A 15,819-nucleotide genomic window follows, 5' to 3' on the forward strand; every position below is an offset into this window, starting at 1 on the left:
GACTACGGGCGCGTGCCGATCGACCAGATGGCGTGGCTGACGAAGCCCTCCTGATTGGTGTCGGTGTCGATGATGCCGGTGGGCAGACGAACTTCGATCCCCAGCAGGGTTCGGTCGCTGTCGTCGGTGGTGGGCACCGTGACGCTGAGCCTGGTTCCGGGTTCGTTGAATCCACTGGTCTCGATGACGTTCCCGGCATCGTCGCCGTAGACCAATGCGAGTACCCACGGCGCCGAGTACACGGCCTCGGGTAGCGAGAGCTGCACCGTTGAGGCCTTGCCGACCTCGATCTCGCTGGTTTCGCCGACGTTGGTGCACAGCGGGTCGCTGACGGCGCAGTACAGGTAGGGCTCCACCTCGACAGTCCTGCCGTTGGCGTAGGTGGCGATGGTCGGTTCCTTGTCCGGTGCGTTCCCGATCAGCAGGGCGAGCACCGCGACGAACGCAACGGCGACGACGAGCAGACCCGCACCGGTCAGGGCGGCGATCTTCTTGGTGTGAGGAGCGAGATTCACTTGGTCACGTTTTCGCCGAAGGAACCGTCGAACACTTCTTGTTCGACGTGGTCGGGGCGGTTGCCGCCGAAGCCGGGCAGAAGCGATCTGCCGCGGTAGGTGAGGAATGTCTGCACGAGCCCGATCGTAAGCAACACCGAGACCACGGTGAAACCGAGCCAGTACTCGGTGGGGAGCAGCACGCCGAGTGTGCCGCCGAGGACCCAGCACAGCTGCATGACGGTTTCCGATCTGCCGAATCCCGACGCGATCGACTCCGGCGGCAGATCGGCCTGCAGGGACGCGTCGAGGGAGACCTTGGCGAGTGCACTGGCGCTCGACGCAACGAGCGCGGCCACCGCTGCGGTGAGCAGGCTGTCGGTGACCGCGGCGACGACGGCCACCACCGTGACTGCGAGGGTGCAGCGAAGAACCACAAGGGATGGCCGGCCGAGCTTGATTCTGGCACCGAGCGCGTTGCCCGAGAAGTTGCCGAGACCGGCGGCGGCTCCGACGAGTCCGAGCATCGCGGCCTGCTGAAGCGGCTCGTGTTCGGTACGGGATTTGGCGACGAATGCGATGTAGAGCGTCAGGAAACCGGTGAGGATGCGGATGGTGCCGTTACCCCACAGTCCCACGATGACGGCCCGACCCAGGGGCTGTCTCCGGTTCTTGGTGCTGCTCGGCGGCGTGCGGCGCAAATTCTCTGTCGGGGCACTGCTTCCGGCGAAGTCGCTGCCGCTGTGCTGGTCGGCGTGGTAGCTCAGGGTGGCCGGCACTTCACCCTCGGTGATCTCGACCCAGGACGGGATCTGCATGCTGAGGTAGCCGCCGAGCACGGTGATCGCGGCGACGAACCACAGCGCGCCGGGTGAGCCTGCGAAAAACGCGATGCCGCCGGCGACGGCCCCTGCCGCGATGGTGCCACCGAGCAGACCGAACACCGTCAGACGGGAGTTGACGCGAACGAGGTCGATCTCCGGCGGCAGTACTCGCGGCGTCACCGCGCTCTTGAGCACCGCAAAGGACTTGCTGAGGACGAGCATGCCGAGCGCGGCCGGATACAACACCCAGCTGTCGAAGTTGAACACCAGCACCACCGCCAACACGGTGCGCAACCCGAAGGACGTGGCGAGCGCGATGCGTCGTCCTTGCTGCAATCGGTCGAGCAGCGGTCCGATGAGCGGCGCTATCAGCGCGAACGGCGCAATGGTGATGACGAGATACAGCGCGACCTTGGTCTTGTCCTCACCGGTGGCGGCGGAGAAGAAGAGGGTGTTGGCCAATGCGATCGCCAGCGCGGCGTCCGATGCGAAGTTCGCCATGGTCGCGTAGGTGAGTGCCGTCAGACCGGACTTGTCGGCACCGTCGGCCTTCGCGGCTCGCTGGAACGATGCGATTCCCTTGCCGGTCAGCTCGCGTCCGCGCATGGCGGCGACGCGGGTGACGGTCAGCTTCTTGGGCATCGGGGGCGGCTTGCGTGCGCCGGACTTGCCGCGCGCCGCAGTGATCTGCTCGGTACGTGGCGGGTGCAACGGCGGCAACGGCTGACGCCGACTCGGAACGTGGGTGGACGTCAGAGGAACAGCGGGCGGGTAGTTCGCCAGACCTGGGTGCTCGAGCGGGTCAGGAGCGGAGCCTGCGGAGTGACCGGGTTGGTCAGGAGCGGAACCTGCGGAGTGACCGGGTCGGTCAGGAGCATCGTTCTGCTCGGGGTCGTCCGCACCCGGTGGGGTGTGGGGAAGACGTGGATCGGTCACGGTGTCAATTCTGTCCTACCGGCGCGGTATCGGTGAATCGCACCTCGAAGATTTTGGGCCAGTATTTGCCGGTCACGAGGAACCGGTCGGTGCCGGGGATCTGCGCGATGCCGTTGAGCACGTCGGCGCGGCCTCGTTCGGAGGCCGACATCGAATTCCACAGTGGGGTGCCGTCGATGACTGCGGTCACCGCGCCGGTGGCTGGGTCGATGCGCATGATGTCGAATGTCTGCCACACGTTGGCGTACACCGATCCGTCGTCGGCGCATTCGAGTTCGTTGAGCCGCTCGACCGGATTGCCGTCGAGCGTGACGTTCACGGTGGACTCGGCATCGAACGACGTGGGGTCGCGGAAGGTGAGGGTGGACGAGCCGTCGCTCATCACGAGGCGGTCATCCGGTCTCTGTGTGCACAGCCCCCAGCCTTCGCCGTCGTAGTTCACTCGGCGTTGCTCGGCGAGGGTGTTCGGGTCTCGGGCGATCGCGACACCGTCCTGCCAGGTGATCTGCCAGAGGGTGTCGCCGTCGACGGTGATGCCTTCGCCGAACACATCGGCCGGCAGATCCACGCGACCGAGTTCGGTCATGGTCTCGAGCGATGTCCGCCTGACGAACGAGGAGCCTTCCAGTCCGGTGCCCTCGTAGAGCACGCCGCCGTCGATCTCGAAGCCCTGAGTGAATGCGTCGTTGCTGCGGTCGTATTCGCGCACGATCTCGGTGGTCAGTGTCGGAACCGAATCGGACGTCACCGGGGTCGGCTGCGTCGTCGACGAGCATGCGGACGCAGCCATCAGTGAGGTCACGAGGGCAGCGTAGGTGCGAGCGCGGACGGTCATTGCACCCATGATGGCAGCCCGAACTGGGCGTCACCGAGTCGATGCGGCAAACTGAATGTGTGAGTTTCGTATCTTCTCCAGAGCTCGATTCCATCCGCCCCGTCTTGGCCGATGCCGTGGACCTCGCGCGGCAGGCTCTGCTCGACCTGGGAGAGGGCGGTATCGGCGAGTACCTCGGGGTCACCGCCGAAGACTCCAGTGCTGCCACCCACCGGTTCGCCAGCGATCTCGAGGGGTACCGCGGATGGCAGTGGGCCGTCGTGGTCGCTGCCCCGGAGGACGCGGATCACGCCACGGTCAGTGAGCTGGTTCTGCTTCCGGGCCCCGATGCTCTCGTGGCACCGACCTGGGTGCCCTGGGACGAGCGCATCCGTCCCGGCGACCTGGGACCCGGCGATCTGCTGTCTCCGCGCCAGGACGATCCGCGGCTCGTGCCGGGGTACGTCGAATCCGGTGACCCTGCCATCGACGAGGTGGCGGGCGAGATCGGTCTCGGCCGAACCAAGGTCACCAGCCTCGAAGGACGCCTCGACGCCGCCCAGCGCTGGTACGACGGCGACTTCGGTCCCGATACCGAGATGGCCAAGGCTGCGCCGTCCACCTGCGGGCTGTGTGGTTTCTACCTCCCCATCGCCGGTTCGCTGTCCGCAGCATTCGGGGTGTGCGGCAACGAATTCGCGGCCGACGGACACGTGGTGCATGCCGAGTACGGCTGCGGAGCGCACTCCGACACCGAACTCCCCACCGGAGCCGGATCGCCGCAATTCGAGCCGTACGACGACGCAGCACTCGACGTCATCGCATCGCCGGTCGCCTCGGTCGAGCCGGCTCCTGTTGCCGAGACAACCGACACCGCCGAGACAGTCGACACCGCCGAGACAGTCGACAGCGTCGAGACAGCCGAGACAGCCGACAGCGTCGAAACGACTGATTCCGTCGAAACGACTGACACCGTCGAGACAGCGGGAGAGGCCGAGGCTGCCCCGGCAGAGTCGGCGGCTGCCGAGGTCGTTGCGGCCGACGAGGCCGAACCTGTCGCCGATGATGCGTCGAGTGCCACCGATCTTGCTGCGCAGGAAGAAGCTTCGGCATCTCCGAGCTGATCGATCCGTTCGACACCGGGTCGTTGCGGGAGTCGATTCTCGCGGCGTGGGGCTCTTCTCCCACCCGGCTTCGAGAGGATTCGGCGTCCGAGTCCGATCTGGTGCGTGGGGGCTATCGCGATCGTCTGTTGACCGAGCTGGCGCAGAATGCTGCCGACGCCGCTCAGCGCGCCGGGGTCCGGGGTCGACTGGCCGTGTGGATCGACGCCGCCGGGGCCATGCATGTTGCCAATACCGGTGCTGCGCTTGATATCTCCGGTGTGCATGCGTTGACCGCGTTGAGGGCGTCGGGCAAGACTGCTGCGGATTCGGGCGTCGGGCAGTTCGGGGTCGGGTTCACCGCCGTGCGTTCGGTGTCCGACGAGATAGAGGTGCGATCCCGCAACGGCGGCGTGGCGTTCAGCGCCCGGCGCACACTCGAGGCGCTGCGTGAGCGAGACATGCTCGCGCCCGATACCGGCGTGCCGGTGCTGCGGCTCGCGTGGCCGGTCGCCGCCCCGCCCGCTGATGGGTTCGATACCGAGATCGTGTTGACATTGCGAGCCGATGTGGCAGCGGATTCTTTTGCCGCGGGTTTTGTGGACGAGGCCATGGACCTGCTGCTCGAACTGGAGGCCCTGAACTCCATCGAGATCGACGGCGTCGTGATCGACTGCACCAGAACGAAACTCGATGAAAACACCGCCGAGATCGCGATCGGATCGCGAACCTGGCGGCAGTTCGTCACCCCGCCCGCCCGCTGGCTCGCTCCAGTTGTCGACGGTCTGCCCGTTCCCGCGCCGCCCGACGTGTTGCGCGCTCCGACTCGCTCGGACGAGCTGATGTCGTTGCCCGCGTTGGTCATTGCCGATGTGCCGATGCAACCCGATCGGCGACGCGTGTTGCCGGGTGTCTCGTTCGACGCGGTAGCGCACGGCTACGTGGACTTCGTGGCCTCGCTGCCTGCCGCATCCAGGGTGTCGTTCGTGCCCGAGGTCGGATTCGCTCGCAGTGCGGTCGACGGCGCACTGCGTGAACTCGTATTTCGGCGACTGTCCTGCGCGCCATGGCTTCCCGGTGCCGACGGACGCGACCTCGTGCCCGAGCGGGCGAACGTCATTGCGGACGCCACCGAGGAACTCGTCTCGGCGCTGGTCGATGTCGTACCGAATCTGGTCGACGCATCACTGTCGGGTGCGCGGCATGCGTCGGCGCTCGCGGCAGTGGGTGTGCACCGGATCGGGTTGGCGGGGCTGGCGGAGATGGTCGGTGGGCTCGATCGCGAGCCGAGTTGGTGGCGGCGACTGTTCGACGCGTTGGTGCCACTCGTGGTCGACGGTGTGGCTGCGGAAGAGCTTGCTGCGCTGCCTGTTCCGCTCGCAGACGGTCGTACGGTGACCGGTCCACGGACGACGGTGATCGGCTCCGACGCCTCGGCTGCGGTCACCTGGGTCCGGCTGGTGCACCCGGATGCGGTGAGTCCGCTGCTGACGCGTCTGGCGGCCCGTGAGGCGACTGCGGCCGAACTGCTCACCGACCCGGCACTCGAAGCTGCTCTGGACGATCTCGACTGGGACGAGAGCGAGGAGGTCGACGAGCTGGTCTCCGCCGTACTCGCGCTGGCGGGAGAGGCGGGCGAACTACCGGGTTGGCTCGGCGGCCTGCCCCTCGCGGACGACGAGGGCGAGTTGCGCAGCGCCGACGAACTGTTGCTTCCCGGAGCGCCGTTGGCGGATCTGCTGGTACAGGATTCGCCGTTCGGCGTGCTCGCGCCTGCGGTGGTGAGCAGGTTCGGTGAGCGGGCGTTGCGTGCAGTGGGCGTCGGGTGGGGGTTCTCGGTGGTGCGCGACGAACTGCCGACCGGGCCGGATCACGATCTCGACGACGAGTCGGCGTGGTGGTCGAGTCTGGCCGAGGAACCGGAGACACTCCTCGCGGTCCGGGATCTCGACCTCGTCCGATCGGACGGCTGGTCCGAGGCGATGACCGTACTGTTGGACGATCCGAGCACCCGTGCGGCACTGGCCGATCGTGACGGCTACACCGCGTGGTGGATCGGACGGTATGCGCGAGTGCACGGTTCGCGCCCGATCGAGTTCCGTGCACCGTCGGACGAGACGTTCGCCGGGTTGCTCGATCCGCTGGATCATCCGCGTGCCGACGAATTGCAGGCGGTGCTCAGCGCACCGATCTGCGAGAACGCCGATACTGCTCGCGTACTGCTGGCAGCGCTGTCGGATCCACAACGGAGTCCGACCCCTGCGGTGATCGCGCGAACTCACACGCTCATCGCTACCGCTGTTGCAGAGCGACGCATCGAGGTGTCGGACATCGATCCACCGGATCGCGTCCGCACGCTCGGCGGCGCAGTCGTGGATGCGTCGGATGCGCTCGTGATCGACGCCCCGTGGCTGGCGAGCGTGGTGCCACCGGAAGTCGCCGTGCTCTCGGACATGGCCACCGCTGCCGCACTGGCCGACGTCCTCGACATCAGGTCGGCGTCGGAAGCGATCAGCGGAGAAGTGCTCGCAGTGGGACGCGTCAGTTCCTGGGATCGTGAACCCGGAGCTGTGTTGGCTTGTGCCGTACTGGGATCGGCGCTTCCGGCCGGAGGGGTGGTGGTGCATCGCGAACTCGTGGTGCGGCTGTCCGGTGACGTGAGCGGCGAGCGAGATATCAGTGGAGATCGAACAGTGCCGTGGTGGGTGACCGCCGACGGAACGGTCCACTGCACGGAGAGTTGGGAGCGACCTCGTGGGGCCTGACGGTGTGATCCTGGACTGGATGGTCGAGCATCGAGTCGGGTGGGTCACGACGATGTTCTGGATCATCACCACGCTCGGCAACACGGTGTCGATGTTTCTGCTGTCCGCGGTGGTCGTTGTTGCGCTGCTTCGCGTCGTACGCAGATCGGATGCCGTCGTGGTCGCGGGCTCGATGCTGACCGGGTGGGGTCTGATGAATGCGCTCAAATTCGCGTTCGCGCGGGAGCGGCCACCGATTCCGGAGCGGCTGGTGGATATTGCGAGCCATTCGTTTCCGTCGGGCCACGCGATGATGTCGATGGTGCTTGCCACGGTGGCGATCGCGGTGATGCTGCGATCGTCCACTCCGTGGCTGCATCGGCCGGTACTGCTCGTGCTACCTGTGGTCGCGTCCCTGCTGATCGGATTCTCTCGGATCTACCTGGGTGCGCATTGGACCACGGACGTGCTGGCCGGCTGGGTGTTCGGTGCCCTGTGGGGGCTGGGATGGATCTATGCCGTCAGGCTGATCAGCGCGAGAAATCCGAGCGCTGGGCGATGACGAGCAGCTCGTCGCGCATGGCCGGGCTGGAGACAGCGTTGGCGCGTGCGTAGAGAGCGCGGAGCGAGCGGACGTGGTTGCGACGGTTGCGGTACTGAGAGACGAGCTTCATGGCCTGGCTTTCGTGGATCAAGAGGTTGTTTAACTGACATAACCCATGGTCCACGTTAACTTTGTGTTACTCAACCCGCTGAGGGGTTAGTTTGCCCACGTCAGGGGGCTTGCGGTGACCGAGCTAACGTGATCCTGATCTCAATCGAGGCCGCGTTGAGCGGTTTTGCTCCCGCGACGTGACGCCGCTCTCTGCATCAAGAAGATTCCGAACCCCACGGCACCGACGGCGATGCCGGACCAACACGTCGCCAGTGCGTCGCCGCCCCGATCTCCGATGGCCGTGAACACCACCAGCGCGATGATCCAGCCGAGGATGCCGATCGCCAACACCGGCACCGGATCGGTGAGGCTGCGCGGAATCTGGGGTAGGTCGGCCACGAAATTCAAGCTACGCCACTGTGTCGGTCTCGGCTGCGTCGCTGTGCGTGTCTCGGCTGCGCCGCTGTGCGTGTCTCGGGTACGCAGTTGCGGTTACCCAAGTGTGGCGGAGTGCTTTATCGTTCGCTCATGCAATTGTCGTCGCGGCTACTCGACAACTACTTCAAGATCACCGAACGCGGCTCGACGGTCGGATCCGAGGTTCGAGGTGGCGTGGTCACCTTCGTGGCCATGGCCTACATCGTCGTCCTCAATCCGCTGATCCTGGGCAGCTTCTCCGCCGACGACGCGGCAGCCAAGACCGACGTGCTCGGCAACATCCTGCCGGTCGCCCAGGTCGCCGCCGTGACAGCGCTGGTGGCCGGATTCATGAGCATCGCCTTCGGCATCATCGCCAACTATCCCTTCGGCATCGCGGCAGGCCTGGGCATCAACACTCTCCTCGCCGTGACGATCGCACCGCAGGTGACGTGGCCCGAGGCGATGGGGCTTGTCGTCATCGACGGCATCATCATCGTGCTGCTGGCGGTGACCGGATTCCGCACGGCCGTGTTCAACGCGATCCCGGCCGAGCTCAAGGCAGCGATCGCCGCCGGCATCGGCGCGTTCATCGCCTTCATCGGTCTTGTCGACTCCGGCTTCGTGCGCCGCATCCCCGACGCCGCTGGCACGACGGTTCCCGTCGGGCTCGGCATCGACGGGTCCATCGCGTCGTGGCCGACGGTGATCTTCGTGTTCGGGTTGTTGCTGATGGGTGTGCTGGTGGTGCGCAAGGTGCGCGGCGGTCTGCTGATCGGCATCGTGGTCACGACGGTGCTGGCGGCGATCGTCGAGGCCGTCACCGACGTGGGTCCGTCGAACGGCGTCGACCCCAAGGGCTGGAACCTGTCGGTCCCGCAGCTGCCCACCGAGTTGATTCAGTCTCCTGATCTGTCCCTGGTGGGCGAGGTCGATCTGTTCGGAGCGTTCACTCGCATCGGCGTGCTTGCCGCGAGCCTGCTGGTGTTCACGCTCGTGCTCGCGAATTTCTTCGACGCGATGGGCACGATGACGGGTCTGGGCAAGGAAGCGAAGCTGGACAAGGACGGGAAATTGCCGAACATCGGCAAGGCACTGGTCGTCGAGGGAGCCGGGGCCATCGTCGGAGGCGGTGCGTCGGCGTCGTCGAACACCGTGTTCGTCGAATCGGCTTCCGGAATCGCCGAGGGTGCGCGTACCGGACTGGCCAACGTCGTCACCGGACTGCTCTTCCTGCTGGCCATGTTCTTCACCCCGCTCACGGCCGTCGTTCCGATCGAAGCGGCTGCTCCGGCGCTGGTCGTGGTGGGTGCACTGATGATCGGGCAGGTTCTCGACATCGACTTCCGCCGCTTCGATTACGCGCTGCCTGCCTTCCTGACCATCGTGGTGATGCCCTTCACCTACTCCATCGCCAACGGGATCGGCGTCGGTTTCATCACCTGGGTGATACTCGCGGTCGGGTCCGGCCGGGCGAAGTCGGTACATCCCCTGTTGTGGATCGTTGCACTGCTGTTTGTTGCATATTTCGCCGTCGGACCCATCACCGAGGCGGTTACATGACGCGAGGTCGCTAGCAGGGCGTATTCTCTGCGCTGTGACGTCGGGAAACGTAGTTAAAGATAATCGCGAATTGGCAAGCGATCTGTCGCTTGCTGTGGTGCGGCTGACTCGCCACCTTCGAGGTAGGCGAGTGGACTCGCAAGTCTCGCTCACTCAGCTGTCGGCTCTGGCCACACTCAGTCGGGAGGGCGATATGACGCCGGGTGCATTGGCTGCGCGAGAGAAGGTCCAGCCGCCGTCGATGACGCGGGTGATCGCATCGTTGGCCGAATTGGGTCTGGTGGTGCGGACCCCGCATCCCACCGACGGGCGGCAGGTGATCGTCTCGCTCTCACCGGCCGGTCGAGAGCTGATCGCCGACGAGGCCAGTGCCCGGGAGGCGTGGATGACCGCGCAGCTCGCGGGCCTCGGACCCGATCAACTCACTGTTCTGCGTGACGCGGTGAACATCATCGGCGCGCTCGTGAGTGACTCCGAGTAGTTACCTAGGTTTATTATTTGAACGGTGGCCCCTGCTTCCCGTACCTCCGGCTCGACGATGTTCGCCGCCCTGAAGACTCACAACTACCGATTGTGGGCGTCGGGGCAGATCGTTTCGTTGGTCGGCACGTGGATGCAGCGGGTTGCCCAGGACTGGCTCGTTCTGACGCTGTCCGGCGGCAACGGCTTCGCCGTAGGCATCGTCATGGCTCTGCAGTTCGGGCCGACGCTGTTTCTCTCGGTCTGGGGTGGGGTCCTGGCAGACCGCTACGACAAGCGCAAGCTACTCATGATCACCCAGGTCTTCGCCGCGGTGTGCGGGCTGGTGCTCGGCGTCCTCGACGTCGGGGGGATGGTCGAGCTGTGGCACGTCTACGTCATCGCATTCATCCTCGGCTGCTCGTCCGCGATCGACGCTCCGGTGCGGCAATCGTTCACCATAGAGATGGTCGGCAAAGAGACTCTCGCCAATGCGATCGCGTTGAACTCGATGACCTTCAACATGGCGCGCATCGTCGGGCCTGCTGTGTCCGGAGTGCTCATCACCCTCGTCGGCACCGGCTGGGTGTTTCTCATCAATGCCGTGTCGTTTGCGGCGGTGTTCGGTGCCCTCGTGGCGATGAACGTCGGTCAGCTCTTCCGCGTCGAACCCACCCCACGCGCCAAAGGGCAGGTGCGGGAGGGCTTTCGGTACGTCTGGGGGCGCGGTGACCTACGAGTCCTGCTGGCCACGGTCTTCATGGTCTCGACGTTCGGCCTCAACTTTCCGTTGAGTCTGTCGGTGTTGGCGCGCAACACGTTCGGTAGCGGAGCAGACGCCTACGGTCTGCTCTCGACAACCCTCGCAGTCGGCACGTTGGCCGGAGCGACTCTGGCTGCGCGGCGGGCGAGCGCGCCGCGCCTGCGGCTCTTCATCGGTGCCGTCATCGCATTCGGAGCCTTCGAGCTGATCGTCGGATTGATGCCCAACTACCTGCTCGTCGCACTTCTGTTGATACCCACCGGTGCTCTGACATTGACGTTCACGACGTCGGCGATGAACATTCTGCAGATGTCGGTGCCGTCCGACATGCGCGGACGCGTGATGGGCATCTACATGCTGTGCTTCCTCGGCGGTACTCCGCTGGGTAGTCCGGTTCTCGGTTGGCTCGCCGACGCCCTGGATCCGCGGGCACCGTTGCTGTTCGGCGGGGTCATCTCTCTGGCGACCGGCCTCTTCGCGGCCGTGTATCTACTGCGGCACAACAATTTGCGGATCACCGTGGTACCGCCCGCAGACGGTCGCCGGCTCCCCACTCTCGATACCGTCGCCGTGAGCACGAAGGTGTGACGGTGGGTCAGATCCAGCCGTGGCGTCGAGCGAGAGCGCAGGCCTCGTGCCGGTTCGCTGCACCCAGTTTCGCCGCGGCAGCGGACAGATAGTTGCGGGTGGTGCCGGGCGAAAGATGGGCCCGCCGTGCGATCTCCGCGATCGACGCGCCGTCGGCGGCGAACTCGAGCACGTCGGCCTCGCGCGGTGTGAGCGGCGAGTCGCCGGCTCCGATGGCTTCCGCGGCCAGCGTGGGGTCGACGTAGCGTCCGCCGCCGTGCACGGTGCGCACCACTTCCGCCAGCGTGGCAGCCGAGGTGGTCTTGGGGAGGAACCCGCGCACGCCCGCTTCGAGCGCCTTCTTGAGGTAGCCCGGCCGACCGTGGCTGGTGACGATGATCGACGCGCAGGTGGGCAGCGTCTCGGCGATCTTCTGGGCTGTCTCGATGCCGTCGATCCCGCCCATCTGCAGGTCCAGCACTGCCACATCGGGGGCGAGCGAGGCTGCGACGGTCAGCGCCTTCTCGCCGGAGTCGGCCTGCCCGACGATCTCGATGTCGTCCTCGAGATCGAGCATGGTCGCCAGCGCCGTACGAATGAGATTCTCGTCGTCGGCCAGTAGAACTCGAATCATGATGTGGTCCTTCAGTTTTCGGTCGGTAGCGTCGCTGTGAGAGTGAATTCCTCGGAGGTCTTGTCCGTATTCAGGGTCCCGCCGACCGCAACCAACCGTTCGCGCAACCCGCTCAGGCCCGTGCCGTCGTCGCGGCCGGACGATGCACTCGGATGATCGTTGATCAATCGAATGCTGCCGGCGCTCAGCTCGATCCGGCAGTAGGTGGCCGCGGAGTGACGCAGAATGTTCGTCACACCCTCACGGACCACCCAGGCAGCAGCCTCGGCTGCAGGCCCCGACAGAACCGAGGACTCGCCGATCAGTTCGGTGGTGATTCCGGCGGCCGACAGGAGCGACCGCGCGCCGTCGAGCTCCGACGCCACATCGACGGATCGGTATCCGCGCACCAGCCGGCGGGCATCGGTCATCGACTCCTGAGCCAGCGCCCGCACCTCGTCCATCTGTATCGCCGCCCTGTCGTCGCCCCTGCGCGCCAGCGTCGCGGCGAGTTCGCTCTTGACCGCAATGGCGGACAGTGCGCGTCCGACGACGTCGTGCAGATCCCGGGAGAACCGCAGCCGCTCCTCGGCGACCGAGAGTGCGGCAGCAGCGTCGCGAGTGGCATCGAGTTCGGTGACGATGCGCAGCAGCCACGCCGACAGTTGGACGGTGAAGGACATGAAGGCGATGAAGATGCCGAGTATCAGAGTTTCGACTGCAGGGGTTCCCAGAGCCGCTGCGAGCACCGCAGCGGCCACAGCCGCCGCCAGGGACCATCGCAACGGAATCAGGGTCGCGACCGCAGTGGTGACGAGGACGGCGGCCCAGAGTGCGTTGCTCGTGGTCCCGCCGGCAACCAGCACCACGGCGGCGACTGCCATGATCGCCAACGGAATTCGTGGGCTGGCCGTCGACTCACCGCCGAGCGCGGGGGTGCGCTGCACAACCACGAAAGCGGCGGCGGCGCAGACCGCCATCGCTGCCATCGACAGATAGTCGTCGTACTGCAGAGATGTGAGCATCGCTGCGACGGCAACACCGACGGTGATGAGCAGGAAGGACTGGCGGGTGTAGACGCGCACCTTGTCCACTGCACTGCTGTCGTTCCAGCCGTGCAGTGGATTGAGGTACTCGTGCAACTTCATGATCTCCAGCCTTGCAGACGGTCGACGAAAGGTGCGATCTAGGACCGCGGTTCCCAGCGGAAGTGTGTGCGGGCGATCAGGAGGCTGCCGACTATCCAGGCGAGCATCACCAGCAGCGGCATTCCGGCTTCGGTGAAGGTGGCAGCGAAGCCGATGGACGCGTCGCCAGGCGTTGTGGTGCCGAACCAGCCCAAGTTCAGCAGGTCCGAGACCGCGGCCATCGGTGTCAGCTCGACGACCCTGCTGAACGAATCCGGGAGAACGCCGCGCAGCGCGGACGAGCCGACCATGGCGATCAGGATGACCGGCAGGCTGGTGATCTGTGCCGCTTCCGCATTGCGAGTGAAGGCCGAGGTGATCAGCGCCAGTGCGGCGAACAGTCCGGCACCGCCGAGGAGGGCGACGGCGACGAGCACTACGTTGATGGGAACCGGCCCACCGAAGGCCACCACGACAGCTCCGACGATCAGACCCAGTGCGACGGTGAGCACCAGTGAAGGTATCGCCGGTCCCAGCAGAATCTGTAGGTCCGAACTCTCCCCGGTGCGAAGTCGCTTGAGTACCAACTCGTCTCGACGCGTGGCGTAGACCGAGAGCATGTTGTAGAAGACCAAGAGCACCAGCAGGAACAGTGCGAAGATCTCCAACGCACTGGCGACGCCTGCGTCTTTCAGCCCGCCGTCACCCCGGCTGCCGACGATCAGCAGTGCGATGGGGACGATCAACGGCATGACGATCGCGTTGAACAGTAGTACTCGGTTGCGTCCGAGCAGGGTGAACTCTGCTCGCGACAGTGCGGTCATCGTGCTCATGCGCTCATCACCTTCGTGTGTGTGAAGTCAGGATTGTCGAATTCATCTGCGATGGAGAGGAATACGGTTTCGAGCGATGCCGCTCGGGCGTCGAGACCGTGCAGGGTCACCCCGTTGGTGCGGGCCCACACGAGCAGGTCGGTGAGCGTGTCCTGTACCGAGGACGTCTGGATCGAGATGGTGTCTCCCGAGACGTCCATCGCGGTACCGGGCAGTGTCGGCAACGCCGTACCGGGGGCCTTCAGTTCGATCTTCGCCGGGTGGTCGGCGACCACCTCGTCGACCGTTCCGCTGCGGACGACTCTGCCGCGGTGCATGATGGCCAGCCGATCGCACAGCGACTCGGCCTCGTCCAGGTAGTGCGTCGTCAGCATGATCGTCACGCCGGAGTTCTTCAGCTCCTGGATCAGACGCCATGTGTTGCGGCGACTTTCGGGATCGAGTCCGGTGGTCGGTTCGTCCAGGAACAGCACTCGCGGACGGCTGATGATCGCGCACGCCAAGTCCAGCCTGCGCTGCTCACCGCCCGAGAGGAACTTCACCCGAGTATCGGCACGATCGGCCAGATCGACACGCCCCAGCACCTCTTCCGCCGGCAGCGGATTGCTGCACGTGCCCGCCCACATCCGCAGGCTCTCCGCGGTGGTCAGATCCTGGGGCAGTCCGCCCTTCTGCAGCATGATGCCCAGAGACGGTCGAACCTTGCGGCGATCGGACACCGGATCCATTCCCAGAATCCGCACCGTGCCCTCGCTCGGCCGCGAAAGTCCCTGAATCACTTCGAGAGTGGAGGTCTTGCCGGCACCGTTGGTGCCCAGCAAGCCGAACAGCTCACCCTCCGCAACCTTCAGATCGAGCGCCTTCACGGCCTCGAAAGCGTTCTTGCCCGAACCGTAGCGGCGAGTCATGCCGCTGACTTCGATGATGGTCATGATTGCTTCTCCCAGTGGCGGAGTCCGATGACGAACCGCACGCCCATGAAGGCGACGATGACGCCGAGTGCGACGAACGCCGGAAGCGACGCGCCGACGATCGCGAACAGCACGGCGACAATGGCGATGCTGATGACGATGACGACGATCTCACGCGCCATCGTCGGAGCCGGCCCGAGCTCCATGAGATCGGTGAACAGGTTTCCTTCGTCTGGTTGCTTCATGATTACGAGTCTGCTGCGCCCGGACGGCCGAAAACAGTGCAGCGCATCATCATCTGAAGTGACAGCATCATGGTTCACCCATGACAAAAGTCATGCTCTGTCAGCGCCTCCGACGCTGTAGTCGAAGAGACGGTCCGATGGGAAGCTCAAATCTGCTCGAAGTCCGACCGTCGGTAGGCTTGCCCACAAGAGGGGATCCAAGGAGAGGTAAACATGGAGAACTCGACTCGGGTACTCGTTGCCGCATCGATTCGACGGCAAATTCCCCACCAGAAATCAGTCGGACCAGCGCTCCGGAGCAGCCGATGAACGGTGAAAGAGATCCCGAAGACCCCTACATCGAGGACGGACCGGAACCGTCTACCGCCGGGGAATGGATCGATGACTCGCGTGAAGGGAGAGGCCCCGGTACGGTCTGGTTCGCTTGCCCTTTATGTCAGGACTCGGAGTCTGCGCGAATAGCCTGAACGGCAACAGGATCCGATGTCGGTCAATACACGCGGCATTGTGATGTCGTGAGCCGCGAAGTAGGGGATACCGCATTGGCGTTCTCGTGGCCCTGATGGCGGCGGCTGGAAGGCCCACAGCCGCCAGATGGGCTGAACCGGCGCTCGGAAGCGGGCAAAGATCGGGTTTGATTACGTGCACTTACTCGTCGACGACTACTGCCGGCTCGGATACTCCGAGATACTCCCGACGAGAAGGGCCCGACTTGCGCAGCATTCTGACTCAGGGCCGCCGCCTACTTCGC

The 15,819-nt window shown here is 65.2% G+C and carries 16 protein-coding genes; 6 read left to right on the forward strand and 10 right to left on the reverse strand.

What is annotated here, in order from left to right; all coding sequences use genetic code 11:
- Window positions 1-2: 2 nt before the first annotated feature.
- Genes R4P57_RS14820 through R4P57_RS14830 form a run of 3 tightly spaced genes read right to left on the reverse strand, consistent with a single transcriptional unit; the run spans window position 3 to window position 3,089 of the window.
- On the reverse strand, window positions 3-515 hold the full coding sequence (locus tag R4P57_RS14820) for a DUF2771 domain-containing protein (RefSeq protein WP_317803572.1): 513 nt from the start codon (window positions 513-515) through the stop codon (window positions 3-5).
- Window positions 512-2,254, reverse strand: coding sequence for an MFS transporter (locus R4P57_RS14825; protein ID WP_317803573.1), 1,743 nt, complete (start codon window positions 2,252-2,254; stop codon window positions 512-514). Before R4P57_RS14825 ends, R4P57_RS14820 begins: the two co-directional genes overlap by 4 nt.
- 4 nt (window positions 2,255-2,258) lie before the next feature.
- A complete protein-coding gene (locus R4P57_RS14830; protein WP_411742361.1) occupies window positions 2,259-3,089 on the reverse strand; it encodes a glutaminyl-peptide cyclotransferase in 831 nt (276 codons plus the stop codon).
- Between the two features lie 59 nt (window positions 3,090-3,148).
- Here R4P57_RS14830 and R4P57_RS14835 point away from each other — a divergent pair, with 59 nt between their 5' ends.
- The 3 genes from R4P57_RS14835 to R4P57_RS14845 are packed head-to-tail and all read left to right on the forward strand — an operon-like array spanning window position 3,149 to window position 7,477.
- Window positions 3,149-4,192: a DUF3027 domain-containing protein gene (locus R4P57_RS14835; protein WP_411742362.1), complete on the forward strand. Its 1,044-nt coding sequence runs from the start codon at window positions 3,149-3,151 to the stop codon at window positions 4,190-4,192.
- Window positions 4,193-4,215: 23 nt separating this feature from the next.
- The gene (locus R4P57_RS14840) at window positions 4,216-6,936 is read left to right on the forward strand and encodes a sacsin N-terminal ATP-binding-like domain-containing protein (RefSeq protein WP_317803576.1); all 2,721 of its coding nucleotides are present in this window, start codon (window positions 4,216-4,218) and stop codon (window positions 6,934-6,936) included.
- On the forward strand, window positions 6,926-7,477 hold the full coding sequence (locus R4P57_RS14845; RefSeq protein ID WP_317803577.1) for a phosphatase PAP2 family protein: 552 nt from the start codon (window positions 6,926-6,928) through the stop codon (window positions 7,475-7,477). The genes R4P57_RS14840 and R4P57_RS14845 overlap by 11 nt, the downstream gene beginning before the upstream one ends.
- Here the strand turns inward: R4P57_RS14845 and R4P57_RS14850 are convergent.
- A complete protein-coding gene (locus tag R4P57_RS14850; RefSeq protein ID WP_155289340.1) occupies window positions 7,446-7,589 on the reverse strand; it encodes a hypothetical protein in 144 nt (47 codons plus the stop codon). The genes R4P57_RS14845 and R4P57_RS14850 overlap by 32 nt on opposite strands.
- Window positions 7,590-7,729: 140 nt before the next feature.
- Complete coding sequence (locus tag R4P57_RS14855) at window positions 7,730-7,969, reverse strand: DUF2530 domain-containing protein (RefSeq protein WP_411742363.1); 240 nt, start codon at window positions 7,967-7,969, stop codon at window positions 7,730-7,732.
- Between the two features lie 129 nt (window positions 7,970-8,098).
- Here R4P57_RS14855 and R4P57_RS14860 point away from each other — a divergent pair, with 129 nt between their 5' ends.
- Genes R4P57_RS14860 through R4P57_RS14870 form a run of 3 tightly spaced genes read left to right on the forward strand, consistent with a single transcriptional unit; the run spans window position 8,099 to window position 11,360 of the window.
- Complete coding sequence (locus R4P57_RS14860) at window positions 8,099-9,550, forward strand: NCS2 family permease (RefSeq protein ID WP_317803580.1); 1,452 nt, start codon at window positions 8,099-8,101, stop codon at window positions 9,548-9,550.
- Between the two features lie 34 nt (window positions 9,551-9,584).
- Window positions 9,585-10,031: a MarR family transcriptional regulator gene (locus R4P57_RS14865; protein ID WP_317803581.1), complete on the forward strand. Its 447-nt coding sequence runs from the start codon at window positions 9,585-9,587 to the stop codon at window positions 10,029-10,031.
- A 57-nt stretch (window positions 10,032-10,088) separates the two neighbouring features.
- Window positions 10,089-11,360, forward strand: coding sequence for an MFS transporter (locus R4P57_RS14870; protein WP_317803660.1), 1,272 nt, complete (start codon window positions 10,089-10,091; stop codon window positions 11,358-11,360).
- Window positions 11,361-11,367: 7 nt separating this feature from the next.
- On the opposite strand, the gene R4P57_RS14875 is transcribed toward R4P57_RS14870, so the two are convergent.
- From R4P57_RS14875 to R4P57_RS14895, 5 genes are read right to left on the reverse strand one after another with little or no spacing between them, the layout of a single operon-like run.
- Window positions 11,368-11,973, reverse strand: coding sequence for a response regulator transcription factor (locus tag R4P57_RS14875; RefSeq protein WP_317803582.1), 606 nt, complete (start codon window positions 11,971-11,973; stop codon window positions 11,368-11,370).
- Window positions 11,974-11,984: 11 nt separating this feature from the next.
- On the reverse strand, window positions 11,985-13,100 hold the full coding sequence (locus tag R4P57_RS14880) for a sensor histidine kinase (RefSeq protein ID WP_317803583.1): 1,116 nt from the start codon (window positions 13,098-13,100) through the stop codon (window positions 11,985-11,987).
- Between the two features lie 38 nt (window positions 13,101-13,138).
- Window positions 13,139-13,912, reverse strand: a complete 774-nt coding sequence (locus tag R4P57_RS14885; protein WP_317803584.1) for an ABC transporter permease — start codon at window positions 13,910-13,912, stop codon at window positions 13,139-13,141.
- Entirely contained in the window at window positions 13,909-14,844 is a 936-nt protein-coding gene (locus R4P57_RS14890) for an ABC transporter ATP-binding protein (protein ID WP_317803585.1), read from the reverse strand. The genes R4P57_RS14885 and R4P57_RS14890 overlap by 4 nt, the downstream gene beginning before the upstream one ends.
- Complete coding sequence (locus R4P57_RS14895) at window positions 14,841-15,068, reverse strand: hypothetical protein (protein ID WP_317803586.1); 228 nt, start codon at window positions 15,066-15,068, stop codon at window positions 14,841-14,843. Before R4P57_RS14895 ends, R4P57_RS14890 begins: the two co-directional genes overlap by 4 nt.
- Window positions 15,069-15,819: the final 751 nt, after the last annotated feature.

This window comes from Rhodococcus sp. IEGM 1330, from assembly GCF_033142445.1.
In the GTDB taxonomy this organism is placed as follows: domain Bacteria; phylum Actinomycetota; class Actinomycetes; order Mycobacteriales; family Mycobacteriaceae; genus Rhodococcoides.